Genomic DNA, 19,338 nt, shown 5'->3' with positions numbered 1-19,338 from the left:
CGACATGATCATCGGTGTCGACATCAACCCGGACCGCAAGGCCTGGGGTGAGAAGTTCGGCATGACCCACTTCGTCAATCCGAAGGAGGTCGGCGATGACATCGTTCCCTATCTCGTCAATATGACGAAGCGGCACGGCGATCTGATCGGCGGGGCCGACTACACCTTCGACTGCACCGGCAACACCAAGGTCATGCGCCAGGCGCTCGAGGCCTCGCATCGCGGCTGGGGCAAGTCTGTTATCATCGGGGTGGCCGGCGCTGGCCAGGAGATCTCGACGCGTCCCTTCCAGCTCGTCACTGGCCGCAACTGGATGGGCACCGCCTTCGGTGGCGCCCGCGGCCGCACCGACGTCCCGAAGATCGTCGACTGGTACATGGAAGGCAAGATCCAGATCGATCCGATGATCACCCACACCATGCCGCTCGAAGACATCAACAAGGGCTTCGAACTCATGCACAAGGGCGAGTCGATCCGCGGCGTGGTGGTCTACTAAGGCGTTCGCCAATCGAGCCCTTCGCCAATCGAGCCGGTACGGGAGAATCTTGCACGACTTTGAATGGCACACGGCCTTTTTACAAATCGATCTCGATTTGGGGCCGTGGGCAACTAAGGAGGAGGAAGCTGAACATGCCAAGTCAGGTATCGATACACCCGGCGCTCGACGGCGGAGTGAAGGCGGGACAGGCGAATTTCAGCGGTGGGACGCTCGTCTGCGCCTGCACCGATCGCCCCGTCAAAGTCGCCATCACCGGCGGGATTGCTCATAACCACGCCTGCGGCTGCACGAAATGCTGGAAGCCGAACGGCTCAGCCTTTTCGATCGTCGCCGTCACACCGCATGAAAACGTCAAGGTTCTGGAAAACGGCGACAAGCTCGCGGTGGTGGATCCAGACGCCTTGATCCAGCGGCACGCCTGCAAAGCATGTGGCGTGCACATGTACGGCCCGGTGGAACGGGACCATGCCTTCAAGGGCCTGGATTTCATTCATCCCGAACGTTTTCAGGAGAGTGGCTGGCCCGAACCCACCTTCGCTGCATTCGTTTCATCGATCATCGAGTCGGGAACGCCGCCATCTGCCATGCCCTCCGTTCGCAGCCGGCTGAAAGAGCTTCGTCTTGAGCCCTACGACTGCCTGAACCCGACGCTTATGGACGCCCTCGCAACCTGGGTGGCGAAAAAAGCGGGCACATTAAGGGAATAGGTCTGGCCCCTGATGGCGGACTTCGATAAACCGCGACTGCGCGTTCGGCCGGATGCGCAGCGCTCTCCAATGAAGCAGCTTCTGCTCCCATGATCTACGTCGATGCCGATGCCTGTCCGGTCAAGCCGGAAATTTTGAAAGTGGCCGAGCGCCACGGCATCGAGGTAACGCTCGTCGCCAATTCAGGCCTCAGGCCCTCACGCGATCCGATGGTGAAGAACGTCATCGTCTCCAACGCTTTTGATGCCGCCGATAATTGGATCGCCGAACATGCGGGTCCCGGCGATATCGTCGTAACCGCCGATGTGCCGCTCGCCGGGCGCTGCGTCGCCGGCGGCGCGCTGGTGACCGGACCGACCGGCCGTATTTTCGACAACACCAATATCGGCATGGTCACCGCAATGCGCGATCTCGGCGCACATCTGCGTGAGACCGGCGAAAGCAAAGGCTACAACGCCGCTTTCTCGCCACGCGACCGCTCCGCCTTTCTCGAAACCTTCGATCGCCTTTGCCGGCGTGCCAAAGCTCAAAATCCGCCTGGAGGCCAGCCTTGAACATCATTTCCCAGAACACCGCTTTCGGCGGCATGCAGGGCGTCTTTTCGCATGAGTCGCAGGCCTGCCAGTGCGAGATGACCTTCGCGGTCTTCGTGCCGCCGCAGGCGATCAAGGAGCCCTGCCCGGTCGTCTGGTATCTCTCAGGCCTCACCTGCACGCATGCCAATGTGATGGAAAAAGGCGAATATCGCCGCATGGCGGCCGAACTTGGCCTGATCATTGTCTGCCCGGACACCAGCCCGCGCGGCAATGATATTCCCGATGAATTGACCAGCTGGCAGATGGGTAAAGGCGCGGGCTTCTATCTCGACGCCACCGAAGAGCCATGGGCCGAGAACTACCGGATGTACACCTACATCACCGAGGAGCTGCCGGCCCTCGTCAGCCAGCAGTTCCGCATGGATATGAGCCGGCAAGGCATCTTCGGCCATTCCATGGGGGGCCACGGTGCGATGACGATTGCGCTGAAGAATCCGGAACGCTTTAAGAGCTGCTCCGCCTTCGCGCCGATCGTGCAGCCCTCGACCGCCGACTGGTCGGCGCCGGCTCTTGAGAAATATCTCGGCGCCGACAAGGCCGCCTGGCGCAAATACGACGCCTGCGCGCTGGTCGAGGACGGCGCTCGCTTTCCCGAGTTTCTGATCGATCAGGGCAAAGCCGATGGTTTCCTCGAAAACGGTCTGCGTCCGTGGCTGTTCGAAGAGGCGATCAAAGGCACCGGCATCGGCCTGACGCTGCGCATGCACGAGCGCTACGACCACTCCTATTATTTCATTTCCAGCTTCATGGACGATCACTTGAAGTGGCATGCAGAACGGCTGGCATGAAACGGGTGGCATAGCAGCCATGCGCTCCCCAACTTGAAAGCGCGTTTCAACTGAGGCATATATTTCCCCGCGCAGACGACTGCGGCGGTCGGCACTGGATTGCCGCCCGTAACACCGCGGGGACGGCCTCGCTCTTACAAGGGAGCGTAACATGGCTTGGTTCCTGCTTTTTCTCGCAGGTCTATTTGAAATCGGTTGGGCCATCGGCCTGAAATATACCGATGGCTTCACACGGCCGATTCCAACGGGTCTCACCGTCGTCTCTATGGTGACCAGCGTCGTGCTGCTTGGCGTGGCCGTGAAAACCCTACCGATGGGCACGGCCTACGCTGTCTGGACCGGTATCGGCACGGTCGGCACTGTTATGCTCGGCATCTGTCTGCTGGGCGACCCGGCTACCTTTGTTCGCCTGTTCTGTATCGGCCTGATCGTCGCAGGCATTGCCGGGCTCAAGCTCGTCGCCTGAGTCTCAGGTTGCGTCACTGGCGCTGGCGGTTGTCCAGCGCCCAGAGGCCAGATCCCGCAAACACCAGGAATAGGAAGATGAAACAGAATAAGATCGGGCCGTCGCCCTCGTTGTTGGCTGGAAAGAAGCCCATTTGTGCATGCACCGTGAAATAGGCGAAGGCCATTTCACCGCTGAGGATGAAGGCAATGGGCCGGGTGAAGAGCCCGACCAGAATCAGAATGCTGCCGACCAGTTCGATCAACCCCGCCACGAAAAACAATGTCGAGATTTCAAAGGCTGCGGGAGGGAAATCGAAGAGCTTTTGCGTGGCGTGCTCGAGGAACAACAGCGCGGTCACGATTCTAAGGACCGCAAGAGCGGCAGGCTGATACTGCGACAGGCGCTCGAAAGCCGGCATGAAAATCTCCGTTTGAAACGAGAAGGCGGCCGTACCTCTAGGGAACATGGTCGCTTTCCGCTGATATCGGAGTCAACACGCGAACAGCGAAATTATTCGCCGGGCTTGGATATCGATCCGAGCCCGGCGATTGCATTTATTTGCTGCGATTGTCGACGGCCAGAAGGCCCGGGCCTGCGAAGACCAGGAACAGGAAGACGAAGCAGAACAGAATTGCCCCATCGCCGCCATTGTTGACCGGAAAGAAGTCCTTCGGCTGATGCGCCATGAAATAAGCGACCGCCATATTGCCGCTCAGAATGAACGCAACAGGGCGCGTGAAGAAACCGAGGAGAATTGCAAGGCCGCCGAAGGCTTCCAGAATGCCCTGAACCAACATCAGTGTGGGCAGCGGACCATCAGCATGACCACCAGCAGGGAAACCGAAAAGCTTCTGCATCCCGTGTTCCATAAACAGCAGGCCGATTATGACGCGCAGCAAGGTCAAGGCATAGGGCTGATATTGGTTCAAGCGTTCGTAAAGTGTCATCTTTTACTCCAGTTTAGCTTCTTGGAGTCACCATTAGTTTGTATGTAGGCGAAGGTGAAGACACGGCTTCTGACGCGCGATCAATTTTCCGTGTAGAATCCGTGGCTTGTTGTCACATGCTTAAAGGGGAATATTATCGTGCTTCTTCCAGGGATTGGTCAGATCCTTGTTGCGCAGCATTCTGAGCCCCTGTGCCAGCCGCCGACGGGTCGAATGCGGCATGATCACTTCGTCGATATAACCGCGTTCGGCGGCGACGAAGGGTGACAGGAAACGATCCTCATACATCTTCGTATGCGCCGCGATCTTGTCGGGATCGGCAATATCCTTGCGGAAGATGATCTCGACCGCGCCCTTGGCACCCATGACGGCGATCTGCGCTGTCGGCCAGGCATAGTTCAGGTCGCCGCGAAGATGTTTCGACGCCATGACGTCATAGGCGCCGCCGAAGGCCTTGCGGGTGATGACGGTGAGTTTCGGCACGGTGGCTTCGGCATAGGCAAAGAGCAGCTTGGCGCCATGCTTGATCAGCCCACCATATTCCTGCGCGGTTCCCGGCAGAAAGCCGGGTACGTCGACGAAGGTGACGATCGGGATATTGAAGCAATCGCAGAAGCGCACGAAACGTGCCGCCTTGCGCGAGGCGTCGCTGTCGAGCACGCCCGCCAGCACCATCGGCTGATTGGCGACGAATCCGACCGTCGCACCCTCGATGCGGCCGAAGCCACAGACGATGTTCTTGGCGAAACTGGCTTGGATCTCGAAGAAATCGCCCTCATCCGCCACCTTCAGGATCAGCTCCTTGATGTCGTAGGGCTTATTGGCATTGGCCGGGATCAGCGTGTCGAGCGAGGCATCGGGATCTGTGACCGATTGGAAGCACTCGATCTCCGGAAGATCAGCGGTATTCGACTGAGGCAGGAAATCGATGAGCCGGCGCACCTGCAGCAGCGTGTCGATGTCGTTGTCGTAGGCGGCATCAGCGATCGAGGATTTCGTCGTGTGCACCGAGGCGCCGCCGAGCTGCTCCGACGTCACCGTTTCGTTGGTGACGGTCTTCACCACGTCCGGGCCAGTGACGAACATGTAGGACGTATCGCGCACCATGAAGATGAAGTCGGTCATAGCCGGCGAATAGACGTCCCCGCCGGCACAGGGCCCCATGATGATCGAGATCTGCGGAATGACGCCGGAGGAGAGCACGTTGCGCTGGAATACCTCGGCATAACCGCCGAGCGCCGCCACGCCCTCCTGGATGCGCGCACCGCCGGCATCATAGATGCCGATGATGGGGGCGCGGTTTTTCAGCGCCATATCCTGGACCTTCATGATCTTCTCGGCATGCGCTTCCGAAAGCGAGCCGCCGAAGACAGTGAAATCCTTGGCGAACAGGAAAACGGTGCGGCCGTTGACGGTGCCCCAGCCGGTGACCACGCCGTCGCCGGCGATCTTGGTCTTGTCCATGCCGAAATCGATCGAGCGGTGCTCGACGAACATGTCGAACTCTTCGAAGGAGCCTTCATCGAGGAAGATTTCGATACGTTCGCGCGCCGTCAGCTTGCCGCGCGCATGCTGCGCATCGATACGCGCCCGCCCGCCTCCGAGCCTCGCAATCTCACGGCGACGTTCCAATTCCTGCAGGATCTCTTTCATGATGGCCCTCTTCTCCGCTTATCCGGCTTAGCATGGCCTAGCCACAGTTTGAAGCCGCCGGCTCAGTGCACCAGCGGCGGCGTCTTCAGCACGAAGATGGAGCGGATGCGGGCGGCGATATCCTCGGCCGTCAGATTGTCTGCCGCAATCGGGTCTGGAGTAAAATTCGATGTATCGAAGGAGGCGATGGCAAGCACGGCGCCAGTATCGACCGAAGCCGCATCGATATTAATCTTGGCCGTGTTTCGGTCGTGGTTGAAACTCCCTGCCTTGCGAACGTCCGTCAGGCGGATGGTGAGCGCCACCTTCGGCAAGGATGTATCGCGGGTCGTCACGGCGATGGCAGCATTGACGCGTTCGTTGAGGCCTGAAATCAGCGCAGGAGAAATAGGCGGCACCGCCTGATCGGCAACGACAGTCGCACTGCGTATGTCATAGGCGGGGATCGACGGCTTCGGCGTGAGCGACCAGCTCGAGCATGCCGCCAGTGCCAAACATCCCGCGAGCGCCGATACCGCACCCGACCTCAACGATAACATGATTCGCGTCCCGAAATTCCCAACCCGTGAGATGCAGATTTCGATATAACGGACTGGAAATCAACAATATTCAACTACGAAGCGCGGAAAAAACATCCGTGGCCGCCTGAAACTCTTCGAAGCGCTGGGCGCGGCGCTGTTCGGCCTCGTCGTCGCGGCCCCAATGTTCGATCGTCCAATCCTCGTCGAGATGGGCGAGCGACCAGATATCGGCGAGCGGCAGCCGGCCTTCGGCGAAAGCGAGTGCCAGGATCGCCGAGCCCGTCAACGTCGTGATCGTGTGCAGGCTGGCGAGTTCCAGTGGCGTGCCGTATTTGCGCAGTGTCACGGCAAAGGCGGCGATCGCCTCGCGCGGCTGCTCCTGATGCATGACGCCCTCGGCCAGAATGAAACGGGCACCAAGTTCGTGGGCGGCCCAGTCGATCAGCGGGTTCCACCGCTCCGATTGCCGTTCCACCAGACGCTCCGGCCCATCGGCGCGATAGCAAAGCAGGTCAGTTGAGGAAAAGCGCAGGATGTCTTCGAATACCGCCTGGCTGTCTGTCGCTACACCGTCGAGCGCCGTGTTGACCAATCGCGTCACCGGCATGGTGGCGGGATCGATGACCTCAACCTGCCGCGTCCACTCGGCTGCGACCAGCCTTGCCAGCGCCTCGGTCGGCACGGCGAGCGATCGGCGTGCCGGCGTCTTCACCACCTTGCCGTCGAGCTCGATCACATGGCCGTCTTCGCTCTCGCCGATGCTCACATCCTTGTAGAAGCGCTTCGGCAGCGGCTTCTTCATCTGGATCTGTGCCCTGCGGATCGGGTCGGGATGGCTTAGGCCTTCGGAAAGGTCGTTCAACAGGTCGCGCATGGCGTCACCTCACAGAATATGGCTCAACAGGTCGTTCGGATGATGGGCGATCGTGTCGGCGCCTGCCGTCAACAACTCTTCCACCGAGGCGTACCCCCAGGCCACACCGATAGCGGTCGCACCCGCCGATTTCGCCATCTGCATATCGTAGACCGCATCGCCGATCACGATCGTATCATGCGGGTCCATGCCCGTTTCGCTGCAGCATTCCGTGACCATCGCGGGATGCGGCTTGGAAGGGCAGTCATCGGCGGTGCGTGAGACCACGAAATAGGGCGCAAAGCCATTCACTTCAAGAATATGCGTCAAGCCGCGGCGGGACTTGCCGGTGACGGCACCGATCAGCAATTCATCGTGGACGGCGAGCGTTTCGATCAATGGTTTAATGCCGTCGAAAAGCGGCGTCTGCATATCTGCCTCGTCGCGCACGCCTGTAAAGATCGACTTGTAGTGCGCCGTCATCGCGATCGCCTCCTCATCGACATGGGGCTTGCCCTGCATGCGTGCAATGGCGATATCCAAAGTCAGGCCGATGACCGATTTGGTGGAGGCGACATCGGGACGCTTGTAGCCGAAATCGACGAAAGTGCGCGCCATGACTTCATGGATCAGCCGCGCGCTGTCCACCAGCGTTCCGTCGCAATCGAAGAGCACCAGCTTCATTCGTCGTCAGGCTCCCCTGCCGATGCCTCATCAAAGCCGAGGAGATTCCAGGTCTGCACCATATGCGGCGGCAGCGGCGCGGTGATGCGCAGACGCCCGCCATTCGGATGCGGGATATCGATATGGCGGGCATGCAGATGCAACCGCTTCTGAACGCCGCCTGGAAAATCCCAATTCGGGTCATCCTCGAAATATTTGGGATCGCCGATGATCGGGTGGCCGATATGCAGCGCGTGAACGCGGAGCTGGTGCGTGCGGCCTGTATAGGGCTCCATTTCCAGCCAGGCGAGGCGCTGGGCGGCGGTTTCGACGACGCGGTAATAGGAGACCGCGTGATCGGCGCCCTCCTCGCCATGCTTGGCGATGCGCATCCGGTCGCCATCGGCGGTCGCTTCCTTCACCAGCCAGGTCGAGATCTTGTCCTCGTGCTTGCGCGGCACGCCCTTCACCAGCGACCAATAGGTCTTCTTGGTGTCGCGCTCGCGGAAGGCGGCTGTCAGCTTCTGCGCGGCACCGCGGGTGCGGGCGACCACGAGGACGCCGGAAGTGTCGCGGTCGAGACGATGCACGAGGCGCGGCTTCTCGCCCTTCTGGCTCGTCCAGGCCTCCAGCATCTTGTCGATATGGCGACTGACGCCGGAGCCGCCCTGCACGGCAAGGCCGGCCGGCTTATTCAGCACATAAACCTTGTCGTCCTCATGCAGCAGCATGCGCGCCAGAAGCTCGGCATCGCCGGAATGCTTCAGCTCCTTGCCGGCGATGGGGCCGCTCTTTGTGGCCTTTGCATCGACATCCAGCGGCGGCACGCGCACCATCTGACCCGGCTGCACGCGCGCATCCGTCTTCACGCGGCCGCCGTCGACGCGTACCTGGCCGGACCGCATCAGCTTCTGCAACTGCCCAAAGCCGAGCCCTGGAAAATGTACCTTGAACCAGCGGTCGAGGCGCATGCCGGCCTCGTCGGGCTCGACCTTGATATGCTCAATCCCGGCCATTCGTCTTCTTTCAAGAACCGCGGCATGATTCCAAAGCGCGAAACGGTTTCGGACAAGATCATGCCAAATCAAACGACTGGAGCAGCCTTGCCCCAGGGCCAAGTCATCCCGGCCTTTTGAGGTGGCTTTAGAGCATTTCGACGAAAAGTGGAAACCGGAATTATCTACAGCGGGAATTTTGTGTCAGCTGTGCGCCCGGCGCCCCGCAAACCTCATTTTGCGTTCGGCGCCACCACCGGCAGGTTGATATCGACCATACCCGCCTTATCGAACATCAGCATCACCGGCACCGTGCCGCCTTGCTTGAATGGCGTCTTCACCTGCTTGAACATCATGTGCAGGCTGTTTGGCGAAAGCGTCACGGTCGCGCCGGCGGGAATGGCGATGCCTTCCTTGATTTCCCGCATCTTCATCACCTCGCCTTGCATCTTCATCTCGTGCAGCTCCACCTTCCCGGCGGCAGAAGAGCTCACGGACGTCAATTTGTCGTCGCTGCTGCCGCCATTGTAGATGGTGATATAGCCGCCGCCGACGGGCTGACCCGGCAGCATGGCGCGGACATAACCGCCGCTGATGTCGAGATCACCGAGTTTGGCCGTCGCCGAACCCGCAGGCGCTTTGCCCGCATCCATGTGCATCCCGGGCATTTTGCTCATGTCGTCGCTTTGCTGGGCCGTGGCGGCCGCAGCGGAGATGGAAAGTGCGGTTGCCGAAATCAGCAATGCGGCGGCGAATCTGCGGTTCATCATTGTCTCCTGCCCGGCTCCTCGATTGACCTCATGGGATAGCCTCCCGAAGCGGGATTGCAAAGTCCCCGCATCGATCGGTCGCGCATATCTGTATTTGCTCAAACAAAGGACACGACAAAAATTTGTTTCAGGGCGACATTTGCCCCTTGCCATCTTTGGCGACTACCAGATAATGGCAGTCAATCTTGTTGGGAGAATCCGGCGCAAGCCGGTGCCGAAGGAGCAACCGCCCCGGAAACTCTCAGGCCAAAGGACCAACAAGGGGCAGACGGAACTCTGGAGAGAAGCGCGCAAGCGCTCGCCGAAGGGATAACAATCTCAGGCAAACCGACAGAGGGGGCTCATCGTAAGGCGCAGCCGCGCCGAAATTTTGAGCTCTGCGCTTTCAGCTAAGCGCAAACCCCGGAGGCGTCATTTGGACGAGACCGCTGCCCTCAAGAAAACACCCCTTCATGCCCTGCATCTGGCGCTCGGTGCCCGCATGGTGCCGTTCGCCGGCTATGACATGCCGGTGCAATATCCCGCAGGTGTGCTCAAGGAGCATCTCTGGACCCGCGCATCGGCCGGCGTGTTCGACGTCTCCCATATGGGGCAGGTCACGATCCGCGCCCGTTCCGGCAAGTATGAAGATGCCGCACTGGCGCTGGAAAGCCTTGTGCCGGTCGATATTGTCGGGCTAGCCGAAGGTCGTCAGCGCTACGGTTTCTTCACCGATGATAAGGGTGGCATTCTCGACGATCTGATGATTACCCACATGGACGATTATCTCTTCGTCGTCGTCAATGCCGCCTGCAAGGATGCAGATCTCAAGCATCTTCAAGACCATATCGGTGATAGCTGCGAAGTCACTTTACTTGATCGCGCCCTCATCGCACTGCAGGGACCGCGTGCGGTCTCCGTCCTCGCCGAGCTCTGGGCGGATCTCGCCCACATGAAGTTCATGGATGTCCGCCATTGCCGCCTGCATGACGTTTCTTGTCTCGTCTCCCGCTCCGGCTATAGCGGCGAAGACGGCTTTGAGATTTCCGTGCCGGCCAACAAAGCCGAGGATATTGCTCAGCGGCTGCTCGAACACCCCGATGTCCAGCCGATCGGCCTCGGCGCCCGCGATTCCCTGCGTCTCGAAGCCGGGCTTTGCCTTTATGGCAACGACATCGACCAGACGACGACGCCGGTGGAAGCAGCGCTCGAATGGGCAGTCCAGAAAGCCCGTAAAGCCGGCGGTGTCCGCGCTGGTGGTTTTCCCGGCGCCGACCGCGTCCTTTCCGAGTTCGACAATGGCGCGTCGCGCCGCCGCGTCGGTCTGAGGCCGGAAGGCAAGGCGCCGGTGCGCGGCCACGCCAAGCTGTATGCCGATGCCGAAGGCAAGACCGAGATCGGCGAAGTCACCTCCGGCGGTTTCGGTCCGAGCGTCGAAGGGCCCGTTGCCATGGGTTACGTGCCCGTTGGTTTCGCTAAGCCGGGGACGCAGGTCTATGCCGAGGTTCGTGGCAAATACCTGCCCGTTACCGTCTCTACCCTGCCCTTCGTCACTCCCACTTACAAACGCTGAAAACGTCATATTCCAGAGAGGATCCCCCATGCTGAAATTCACCGAAGAACATGAGTGGCTCAACATTGAAGGCGATGTCGCGACCGTCGGGATTACGGCGCATGCCGCCGAACAGCTCGGCGACCTCGTTTTCGTGGAATTGCCTGAAGTCGGCGCCAGCTTCTCCAAGGGAGACGATGCGGCGACCGTCGAATCCGTCAAGGCGGCCTCGGAAGTCTATTGTCCGCTCGATGGCGAGATCACCGAGATCAATGAAGCCATTACCGCCGATCCCGCGCTCGTCAATTCCGACCCGATGGGTGCCGGCTGGTTCTTCAAGCTGAAGCTTAAGAATATTGCCGATGTTAATGGTTTGCTGGATGAATCCGGCTACAAGGAGCTCATCGCGTAATGAATACGCCTACGGAATTCACATTCACCGACTACCAGCCCTACGATTTCGCCAATCGCCGCCATATCGGGCCGTCTCCGTCGGAAATGGCGGACATGCTGAAGGTGATCGGCTATGACAGCCTTGACGGGCTGATCGATGCGACGCTGCCGCCCTCCATTCGCCAGAAGGCTCCGCTCGCCTGGGGCGCGCCGATGACGGAACGCGAAGCGCTCGATAAGCTGCGCGACACCGCCAACAAGAACAAGGTGCTCGTCTCGCTGATCGGCCAGGGCTATTATGGCACGATCACTCCTCCGGTCATCCAGCGCAATATTCTTGAAAATCCGGCCTGGTACACAGCCTATACGCCCTACCAGCCGGAAATCAGCCAGGGCCGCCTCGAGGCGCTGCTGAACTATCAGACGATGATCTGCGATCTGACTGGCCTCGATGTTGCCAACGCTTCGCTGCTCGATGAAGCGACCGCTGCCGCCGAAGGCATGGCAATGGCCGAGCGTGTGGCGAAATCAAAGGCCAAGGCCTTCTTCGTCGATGCGGATTGTCATCCACAGACCATCGCATTGATCAAGACCCGCGCCGAACCTCTCCGCTGGACCGTTATCGTCGGCAATCCCTTCACCGATCTCGATCCTGTCGATGTCTTCGGCGCCATTTTCCAGTATCCGGGTACGCATGGTCACATCCAGGACTTTACCGGCCTGATCTCAAGGCTTCATCAGACCGGCGCCATCGCCGTCGTCGCCGCCGATCCGCTGGCGCTGACGCTGCTGAAGTCGCCGGGCGAAATGGGCGCGGATATCGCCATCGGCTCATCGCAGCGCTTCGGCGTGCCGGTCGGCTATGGCGGTCCGCATGCCGCCTACATGGCCGTCAAGGATGCCTATAAGCGCTCAATGCCTGGTCGCCTGGTCGGCGTTTCGGTCGATGCCCGCGGCAACCGCGCCTACCGCCTGTCCTTGCAAACTCGCGAACAGCATATTCGCCGCGAAAAGGCGACATCGAACATCTGCACCGCGCAGGTGCTGCTCGCCGTCATGGCGTCCATGTATGCTGTCTTCCACGGTCCGCAGGGGATCAAGGCCATTGCTCAGCAGGTGCATCAGAAGGCCGTATTGATGGCAAAGGGGCTGGAAAAGCTCGGTTACAAGATCGAACCGGAGACCTTCTTCGATACGATCACTGTCGAGGTCGGCCATATGCAGGGCCTGATCCTGCGCGCCGCTGTCGCCGAAGGCGTCAATCTGCGCAAGGTCGGCGAAACCAAGATCGGCATGAGTCTCGACGAGCGCTCGCGTCCGGCAACACTCGAAGCGGTCTGGCGGGCCTTCGGCGGCAACTTCCGCCTCGCCGACTTTGAATCCGGCTATCGTCTGCCGAAGAATCTGTTGCGCACCAGCGAATATCTGACGCATCCGATCTTCCACATGAACCGCGCCGAAAGCGAGATGACCCGCTATATCCGCCGGCTGTCCGACCGCGATCTGGCGCTCGACCGCTCCATGATTCCGCTCGGCTCCTGCACGATGAAACTTAATGCAACGGCTGAGATGTTGCCGATAAGCTGGCCTGAATTCTCGGATATTCATCCTTTCGTCCCGGCCGACCAGGCGCTCGGTTATCGCGAGATGATCGACGATCTGACGGAAAAGCTTTGCGCTGTGACGGGTTACGACGCCTTCTCTATGCAGCCGAATTCCGGCGCCCAGGGCGAATATGCCGGCCTGCTCACCATTCGCAACTACCACATCGCCAATGGCCAGGGCCACCGCGACATCTGCCTGATCCCGACTTCGGCGCACGGCACCAATCCGGCCTCCGCGCAGATGGCCGGCATGAAGGTGGTCGTCGTCAAAGTCAGCGATGACGGCGATATCGACATGGCGGATTTCCGCGCCAAGGCGGAGCAATACGCCGCCAACCTCTCCTGCTGTATGATCACCTACCCGTCGACGCACGGCGTTTTCGAAGAGACGGTGAAGGAGATTTGCGATCTTGTGCATATGCACGGTGGCCAGGTCTACTTGGATGGTGCCAATATGAACGCCATGGTCGGCCTCTCCCGTCCCGGCGACATCGGTTCCGATGTCAGCCACCTCAACCTGCACAAGACCTTCTGCATTCCTCACGGCGGCGGCGGTCCGGGCATGGGTCCCATCGGCGTCAAGGCGCATCTGGCGGCACACCTGCCCGGGCATCCGGAGACGGACGGTCGCAGTGGCGCGGTGTCTGCGGCGGCTTTCGGATCGGCTTCAATCCTGCCGATCTCCTGGAGCTACTGCCTGATGATGGGCGGTGAAGGGCTGACGCAGGCGACCAAGGTTGCGATTCTAAACGCCAACTACATCGCTGCGCGGCTGAACGGTGCTTACGACGTGCTCTACAAGTCGAAGACCGGCCGTGTGGCACATGAATGCATCATCGACACGCGTCCGCTGGTCGACAGCGCCGGCGTCACGGTCGATGACGTCGCCAAGCGCCTGATCGATTGCGGGTTCCACGCTCCGACCATGAGCTGGCCTGTTGCCGGCACGCTGATGATCGAGCCGACCGAATCGGAAACCAAGGCCGAACTCGACCGGTTCTGCGAGGCGATGCTGGCGATCCGCGAGGAAGCCCGCGCCATCGAAGAAGGCCGGATGGACAAGACCGACAACCCGCTGAAAAACGCGCCGCACACGGTCGAAGATCTCGTCGGCGAGTGGAACCGGCCCTATTCCCGCGAACAGGCCTGCTTCCCGCCGGGCGCCTTCCGGGTCGACAAATACTGGTCGCCCGTCAACCGTGTCGATAATGTTTACGGCGATCGGAACCTCATCTGCACCTGCCCGCCGGTGGAGGCCTACGCCGAAGCTGCGGAGTGAAAGTCTTTTCAAAAAAGTGAAGCGGCTCAGCCGCTTCCCTTGTGGCCGACATAAATCTATCGCGAAAAATCACTATGACAGCGCCGCGTGTCCGATCGGACGCGCGGCGTTTTTGACAATGTATGTCGCGTAAAAGTGTGCGGCGGTTTTGCGAAAACGACATGCACAAACAGGGAGCTAAAGCGCGGGAGCGAATCTGAAAGATCGCGACGAGCTTTAGCGCGACGAAAGACGGCGCTGGAAGTCGAATAGATGCCGGAACGGCCAGAATCTCATTTCATTGCCGGACGGGAAGGATTTTCTTCTCCGCCGATGCCCGGCCTGCCCGTCCTGATCATTGCAGGCGAACACGATCAGCGCCGGGAAGAAGCTGACGTCGTGCTCGTAAAAAATCAATTTGAGAACTGCCACGCGGATGTCAGCGCCTATGTGCTGCCCACGGGCCATGGCTTACATGAAAGCGAGCCCGCCCTCGTCCGCGACTGGCTTATACGGAAAGGCATATAGGATGGATGAGGAAAGCCCCATCAGCATGGACGCCACAGACGACTATATCGCCGCTGCTTTCGAAACCGACGATCCCTCTTCCATCGCCAAGGCACTCGGCGCAGTGGCACGAACGCGCAACATGAGCAAGCTTGCCAAGGACGTCGGCATGAACCGCTCGGCCCTCTATCGCGCACTCAGTGGCGATGGAAATCCGGAATTTGCGACGATTCTGAGGGTCGTGAGGGCGCTGGGCCTGAAATTGACGCCGGTGCCGGTGGTCGAACGGAAATCGGACGCCGCCTGATACCGAGGCGGCGCAAGGATTGTTCAGACAGCCGGAGCGGCCTGACGCTGTGCCGCCAAAGCCGCGAGATCGGCGGCCTTCAATTCGACGGATTCACCGCAGCCGCAGGCCGACGTCTGGTTGGGATTTGTGAAGGTGAAACCGGAGCGCAGCGTGGTGGTCTCAAAACCCATTTCGGTGCCAAGCAGATAAAGCACGGCCGACGGCTCGACCCAGACTTTGGCACCGTTGTGCTCGATCAGGTCGTCCTTGACATTCGGTTCGGTCACCAGATCGATGGTATATTCCATGCCCGCGCAGCCGCCCTTCTTAATGCCGACGCGAACGCCCTTGGCATCGGGACCGGAATTCTCGACGATTGCCTTGACGCGCGCTGCAGCGTCATCCGTCATGCTCATCACTGCAAAGCCCATGGGCCCATTCTCCTCTGGCATCGGCCCGAAAAGTGGATCCGGTTTTCGGACCAGCCGATGCCTAGTTAAATGCAACCGGGGTCAAGATCCGGTGCTTCGAGTCATAATGTAAAGCGAGCGGCTTAAAGCTTCAATACCAGCCGACGGCCACCTGCGCCTCTTCAGACATACGATCCGGCGTCCAAGGCGGATCGAAGGTCATCGCGACCTCGACGCCTGAAACCCCTTCGACCGCGCCCACCGCGTTTTCCACCCAGCCCGGCATTTCGCCGGCAACGGGGCAACCCGGCGCGGTTAGCGTCATGACGATCTTCACCATGCGGTCGTCTTCGATGTCGATCTTGTAGACCAGACCGAGTTCGAAGATGTCAGCCGGAATTTCAGGGTCATAGACCGTCTTCAGCGCGGCGATGACATCGTCGCTGAGGCGTGCCAGTTCGGCCTCGGGAATGCTGGAATGCACGATGCCCTCGCGCACGTCGATCTTCTGTTCGCTTTCATCGAGTGACATCGCTTGCCTCCTTAGGCAAAGAATTTACGCGCATATTCCAGCGCATCGGCCAGGGCATCCACCTCGGCACGCGTATTGTACATGCCGAACGATGCACGGCATGTGGAGGTCACGCCGAAGCGTTTCAAGAGCGGTTGCGCGCAATGCGTACCCGCGCGCACGGCAACGCCCTGACGGTCGATCACCATCGAAACGTCGTGAGAATGGATACCTGCAAGCTCGAAGGAGAAGATGCCGCCTTTACCGGGTGCCGTGCCGAAAACGCGCAGGGAATTGATCTCCCGCAACCGCTCCGCCGCGTAACCCGCGAGTTCGGCCTCGTGCCGCGCGATCGCTTCCCGGCCGACACTCTCCATATAATCGAGCGCGAAGCCGAGCCCGATTGCCTGGACGATGGGCGGGGTGCCGGCTTCGAAACGATGCGGCGGATCATTGTAGGTGACATTATCCTCAGTGACATCGAAGATCATCTCGCCGCCGCCCTGGAAGGGCCGCATCTCGCGCAACCTGTCCTTCTTGCCGTAGAGCACGCCGATCCCCGAAGGGCCGTAGAGCTTGTGGCCGGTCATGACATACCAGTCGCAATCGATGTCCTGCACGTCGACCGGCAGATGCACCGCGCCTTGCGAGCCGTCGATCAGCACCGGAATGCCGCGTTCATGGGCGATTCGGCAGACCTCCTTGACCGGGACGATCGTGCCGAGCGCATTCGACATGTGGGTGATCGCGACGAGCTTGGTGCGCTCCGTCAGGCTCTTTTCGAAATCCTCGATATGGAAAGCGCCATCGTCATCCACCGGCACCCAGACCAGCTTGGCACCCTGCCGCTCGCGGATGAAATGCCAAGGCACGATATTGGAGTGATGCTCCATGATGGAGACGACGATCTCGTCGCCCTCACCGAGTTTGGGCATACCCCAGCCATAGGCGACGGTATTGATCGCCTCGGTCGAGTTCTTGGTGAAGACGATATCATCTACCGAGGGCGCATTCAGGAAGCGGCGCACTTTTTCGCGCGCAGCCTCATAGGCTTCGGTGGCCGCATTGGAGAGGAAGTGCAGGCCACGGTGCACGTTGGCATATTCGCTGGAATAGGCGTGCGATATCGCATCTATCACGCTTTGCGGCTTCTGTGCTGATGCACCGTTGTCGAGATAGACCAGCGGCTTGCCGTGAACGGTCGTCGACAGGATCGGAAAATCCCGGCGAATCGCTTCGACGTCATAGGCGGTAGCTGGTACGATCTTGTCCACGAGCATTGCTCCAATCAGGCGTGATTTTCCAGCCAGGCCGAGATAACGCCTTCCAGCGCCTCGACCAAGGCTTCGTCTTCCAGCTCTTCGATAATTTCGGCCACGAAGGCATTGACCAGCATGGCGCGGGCCTTGTTCCGGGGAATGCCGCGGGCCATCATGTAGTAGAGATGGTTCTCGTCGATATCGGCAACCGTGGCGCCATGGCCGCACTGCACGTCATCGGCGAAGATTTCCAGCTCCGGCTTGACGGAGAATTCGGCATCATCGGACATCAGCAGCGTGTTGCAAGCCATGCGGGCATCGGTCTTCTGCGCATCCGGAGCGACCCGGATCATGCCTTGGAAGACGCCGCGAGCGCGGTCGAATACCACGTTACGAAGAATCTCCGTCGAACCCGTATGCGGCACGTCATGGCCGAGCACCAGCGTCACATCGGTATGCGTGTCACCACCGAGCAAATTGACGCCGCGCAGGACGAGGTCAGAGCCCTCGCCTGTGACTTTCACATGCAGCTCCTGGCGCACCAGCTTGCCGCCGGCATTGATGACGAACAGCTTCAGCTTCGCATCAGCGCCGAGGTCGACGCGGATCTGGCCGAGATGCGTATCTTCGCTTCCCTGCTCCTGCAGGATGATCCAGGTCACTTCGGCACCCTTGCCGATTTTGATGTCACTGACCGAGGAGACCAGCGCCGCAGCACCGGGTACGGCCTGATGGCGCTCGATCACGGTCGCCTTGACGTCTGCGCCGAAGGAGACCGGTAGCCGGCTGTGGATCTGGCCGCCGGCATGCACGAACTGGATCTCCAGCGGCGCGTCGAGTTCGGTCCCATCGGGAAATTCGATGACGTAGCCGTCGCGCACGAAGCTGCCGTTGATGCGGCCGATGGCGTCGTCCCTGCCGAGTGCCGTCAGTCTGGCGGCAGCGGTACCGTCGGCCAGACTATCAGCATAGCGGCTGACGACCAGGCCATCGACCGATGTCTTGCCGCTCGTGCTGCCCTGCAGAACCGGCAGCACGGCCGAACCGGGAACGGTCGGCGACAGGGGCTCGACGACGCCGGCGCCGAGCTCGGTCGGAACCGATCGCAGCAGGTTTTTGAAATCAGTATAGTGCCAAGCTTCGAAACGCCGCGTCGGCAGGCCGGCAGTCTTGAGATCATCCAGCAAACGGTCGCGGACGGCGAGCACATCGCCATCGCCCGGCAAATCGCCCAACTGGTTGTTATAAGCCTCGATCAGCGCCGTCTCAGCGGCGGTCAGACGGCTCGTCGTCTGAATGTTCATCGACGTATCCTTTCCGCCCCGATCAGGCCGCAGCCCCGATAATGTCGGCATAGCCGTTGGCTTCGAGTTCGTGCGCCAGCGTCTTGTCGCCGGACTTGATCACCTGGCCCTTATAGAGGACGTGCACGGTGTCCGGAACGATATAGTCGAGCAGACGCTGATAGTGGGTAATGACGATCACGGCGCGGTCAGGCGAGCGCAGCGCGTTGACGCCGTCGGCGACGATCTTCAGCGCATCGATATCGAGACCGGAATCGGTTTCGTCCAGCACGCAGAGTTGCGGCTCCAGGAGCGCCATCTGCAGGATTTCGGCACGCTTCTTCTCGCCGCCGGAGAAGCCGACGTTCAGCGGGCGCTTCAGCATCTCGGTGTTGATCTGCAGCTTGCCGGCAGCGTCCTTGACGCGGCGCATGAAGTCAGGCGTCGTCAGTTCGGCTTCGCCGCGCGCCTTGCGCTGCTCATTCATCGCCACCTTCAGGAACTGCATGGTGGCAACGCCGGGGATTTCGACCGGATATTGAAAAGCCAGGAAGATGCCCTTGGCGGCGCGCTCGGCAGCGTCGAGTTCCAGAATGCTCTCGCCGTTGTAGAGGATATCGCCTTCCGTCACCTCGTAATCGTCGCGGCCGGAAAGAATATAGGAAAGAGTCGACTTGCCGGAGCCGTTCGGACCCATGATGGCAGCCACTTCGCCCGCCTTCACCGTCAGGTCCAGGCCGCGGATGATTTCGGTGCCGTCTTCGGCGATACGGGCGTGCAGGTTCTTGATTTCAAGCATAGTAGAATCCTATCGAAGGAATGAAGGTGCGGCGCGCCGCTCGCGCGCCAAAAA

The 19,338-nt window shown here is 60.3% G+C and carries 23 protein-coding genes and 1 riboswitch; of the genes, 9 read left to right on the top strand and 14 right to left on the bottom strand.

Annotation, left to right across the window (positions count from 1 at the left end):
* From K290_RS0117415 to sugE, 5 genes are all read left to right on the top strand, one after another.
* Positions 1-496: zinc-binding dehydrogenase (locus K290_RS0117415; protein WP_028753124.1), on the top strand; the 496-nt coding region annotated here is incomplete at its 5' end.
* 134 nt (positions 497-630) lie between these two features.
* Positions 631-1,206, top strand: coding sequence for an S-(hydroxymethyl)glutathione synthase (gfa, locus tag K290_RS0117410; protein WP_028753123.1), 576 nt, complete (start codon positions 631-633; stop codon positions 1,204-1,206).
* 89 nt (positions 1,207-1,295) lie between these two features.
* The gene (locus K290_RS0117405; RefSeq protein ID WP_028753122.1) at positions 1,296-1,760 is read left to right on the top strand and encodes a YaiI/YqxD family protein; all 465 of its coding nucleotides are present in this window, start codon (positions 1,296-1,298) and stop codon (positions 1,758-1,760) included.
* Complete coding sequence (gene fghA, locus K290_RS0117400; protein WP_028753121.1) at positions 1,757-2,590, top strand: S-formylglutathione hydrolase; 834 nt, start codon at positions 1,757-1,759, stop codon at positions 2,588-2,590. The genes K290_RS0117405 and fghA overlap by 4 nt, the downstream gene beginning before the upstream one ends.
* Positions 2,591-2,741: 151 nt before the next feature.
* Complete coding sequence (gene sugE, locus K290_RS0117395; protein WP_028753120.1) at positions 2,742-3,056, top strand: quaternary ammonium compound efflux SMR transporter SugE; 315 nt, start codon at positions 2,742-2,744, stop codon at positions 3,054-3,056.
* Positions 3,057-3,069: 13 nt separating this feature from the next.
* Here sugE and K290_RS0117390 read toward each other — a convergent pair whose 3' ends face one another.
* The 8 genes from K290_RS0117390 to K290_RS0117355 all read right to left on the bottom strand — a co-directional run bounded on the left by K290_RS0117390 (position 3,070) and on the right by K290_RS0117355 (position 9,437).
* On the bottom strand, positions 3,070-3,456 hold the full coding sequence (locus K290_RS0117390; protein ID WP_028753119.1) for a DoxX family protein: 387 nt from the start codon (positions 3,454-3,456) through the stop codon (positions 3,070-3,072).
* Between the two features lie 136 nt (positions 3,457-3,592).
* Positions 3,593-3,985, bottom strand: a complete 393-nt coding sequence (locus tag K290_RS0117385; protein ID WP_028753118.1) for a DoxX family protein — start codon at positions 3,983-3,985, stop codon at positions 3,593-3,595.
* 120 nt (positions 3,986-4,105) lie between these two features.
* Positions 4,106-5,638, bottom strand: coding sequence for an acyl-CoA carboxylase subunit beta (locus tag K290_RS0117380; protein WP_028753117.1), 1,533 nt, complete (start codon positions 5,636-5,638; stop codon positions 4,106-4,108).
* Positions 5,639-5,700: 62 nt separating this feature from the next.
* Complete coding sequence (locus K290_RS0117375; protein ID WP_028753116.1) at positions 5,701-6,177, bottom strand: hypothetical protein; 477 nt, start codon at positions 6,175-6,177, stop codon at positions 5,701-5,703.
* A 70-nt stretch (positions 6,178-6,247) separates the two neighbouring features.
* Positions 6,248-7,033 carry an ATP12 family chaperone protein gene (locus K290_RS0117370; protein ID WP_028753115.1) on the bottom strand — a complete coding sequence of 262 codons (786 nt, stop codon included), beginning with the start codon at positions 7,031-7,033 and terminating at the stop codon, positions 6,248-6,250.
* Positions 7,034-7,042: 9 nt separating this feature from the next.
* Positions 7,043-7,696, bottom strand: a complete 654-nt coding sequence (locus K290_RS0117365) for an HAD-IA family hydrolase (protein WP_028753114.1) — start codon at positions 7,694-7,696, stop codon at positions 7,043-7,045.
* Positions 7,693-8,691 (bottom strand): RluA family pseudouridine synthase, encoded by a 999-nt coding sequence (locus K290_RS0117360; RefSeq protein ID WP_028753113.1) that lies wholly within the window; start codon positions 8,689-8,691, stop codon positions 7,693-7,695. The genes K290_RS0117365 and K290_RS0117360 overlap by 4 nt, the downstream gene beginning before the upstream one ends.
* 212 nt (positions 8,692-8,903) lie before the next feature.
* The gene (locus K290_RS0117355) at positions 8,904-9,437 is read right to left on the bottom strand and encodes a copper chaperone PCu(A)C (protein ID WP_037135624.1); all 534 of its coding nucleotides are present in this window, start codon (positions 9,435-9,437) and stop codon (positions 8,904-8,906) included.
* A 182-nt stretch (positions 9,438-9,619) separates the two neighbouring features.
* A riboswitch (glycine riboswitch) is annotated at positions 9,620-9,707 on the top strand.
* Between the two features lie 148 nt (positions 9,708-9,855).
* Here K290_RS0117355 and gcvT point away from each other — a divergent pair.
* From gcvT to gcvP, 3 genes are read left to right on the top strand one after another with little or no spacing between them, the layout of a single operon-like run.
* Positions 9,856-10,992, top strand: a complete 1,137-nt coding sequence (gene gcvT / locus K290_RS0117350) for a glycine cleavage system aminomethyltransferase GcvT (protein ID WP_028753111.1) — start codon at positions 9,856-9,858, stop codon at positions 10,990-10,992.
* Between the two features lie 28 nt (positions 10,993-11,020).
* Entirely contained in the window at positions 11,021-11,383 is a 363-nt protein-coding gene (gcvH, locus tag K290_RS0117345; protein ID WP_028753110.1) for a glycine cleavage system protein GcvH, read from the top strand.
* Positions 11,383-14,247 carry an aminomethyl-transferring glycine dehydrogenase gene (gcvP, locus tag K290_RS0117340; protein ID WP_028753109.1) on the top strand — a complete coding sequence of 955 codons (2,865 nt, stop codon included), beginning with the start codon at positions 11,383-11,385 and terminating at the stop codon, positions 14,245-14,247. The genes gcvH and gcvP overlap by 1 nt, the downstream gene beginning before the upstream one ends.
* A gap of 216 nt (positions 14,248-14,463) precedes the next feature.
* Here gcvP and K290_RS37365 read toward each other — a convergent pair whose 3' ends face one another.
* Positions 14,464-14,658, bottom strand: a complete 195-nt coding sequence (locus K290_RS37365; RefSeq protein ID WP_154668626.1) for a hypothetical protein — start codon at positions 14,656-14,658, stop codon at positions 14,464-14,466.
* A gap of 121 nt (positions 14,659-14,779) precedes the next feature.
* Here K290_RS37365 and K290_RS0117330 point away from each other — a divergent pair, with 121 nt between their 5' ends.
* On the top strand, positions 14,780-15,040 hold the full coding sequence (locus K290_RS0117330; RefSeq protein ID WP_425337598.1) for an addiction module antidote protein: 261 nt from the start codon (positions 14,780-14,782) through the stop codon (positions 15,038-15,040).
* A 23-nt stretch (positions 15,041-15,063) separates the two neighbouring features.
* Here K290_RS0117330 and sufA read toward each other — a convergent pair whose 3' ends face one another.
* The 5 genes from sufA to sufC all read right to left on the bottom strand — a co-directional run bounded on the left by sufA (position 15,064) and on the right by sufC (position 19,284).
* On the bottom strand, positions 15,064-15,453 hold the full coding sequence (sufA, locus tag K290_RS0117325) for a Fe-S cluster assembly scaffold SufA (RefSeq protein ID WP_028753106.1): 390 nt from the start codon (positions 15,451-15,453) through the stop codon (positions 15,064-15,066).
* 130 nt (positions 15,454-15,583) lie between these two features.
* Positions 15,584-15,964, bottom strand: a complete 381-nt coding sequence (locus K290_RS0117320; RefSeq protein ID WP_028753105.1) for an SUF system Fe-S cluster assembly protein — start codon at positions 15,962-15,964, stop codon at positions 15,584-15,586.
* Between the two features lie 11 nt (positions 15,965-15,975).
* A complete protein-coding gene (locus tag K290_RS0117315) occupies positions 15,976-17,217 on the bottom strand; it encodes a cysteine desulfurase (protein WP_028753104.1) in 1,242 nt (413 codons plus the stop codon).
* A 14-nt stretch (positions 17,218-17,231) separates the two neighbouring features.
* Positions 17,232-18,506 carry a Fe-S cluster assembly protein SufD gene (sufD, locus tag K290_RS0117310; RefSeq protein ID WP_028753103.1) on the bottom strand — a complete coding sequence of 425 codons (1,275 nt, stop codon included), beginning with the start codon at positions 18,504-18,506 and terminating at the stop codon, positions 17,232-17,234.
* Positions 18,507-18,528: 22 nt separating this feature from the next.
* On the bottom strand, positions 18,529-19,284 hold the full coding sequence (sufC, locus tag K290_RS0117305; protein WP_028753102.1) for a Fe-S cluster assembly ATPase SufC: 756 nt from the start codon (positions 19,282-19,284) through the stop codon (positions 18,529-18,531).
* Positions 19,285-19,338 lie beyond the last annotated feature (54 nt).

This window comes from Rhizobium leucaenae USDA 9039, from assembly GCF_000426285.1.
Lineage (GTDB): Bacteria > Pseudomonadota > Alphaproteobacteria > Rhizobiales > Rhizobiaceae > Rhizobium > Rhizobium leucaenae.
This window is presented reverse-complemented; position numbering and strand designations above follow the sequence as displayed.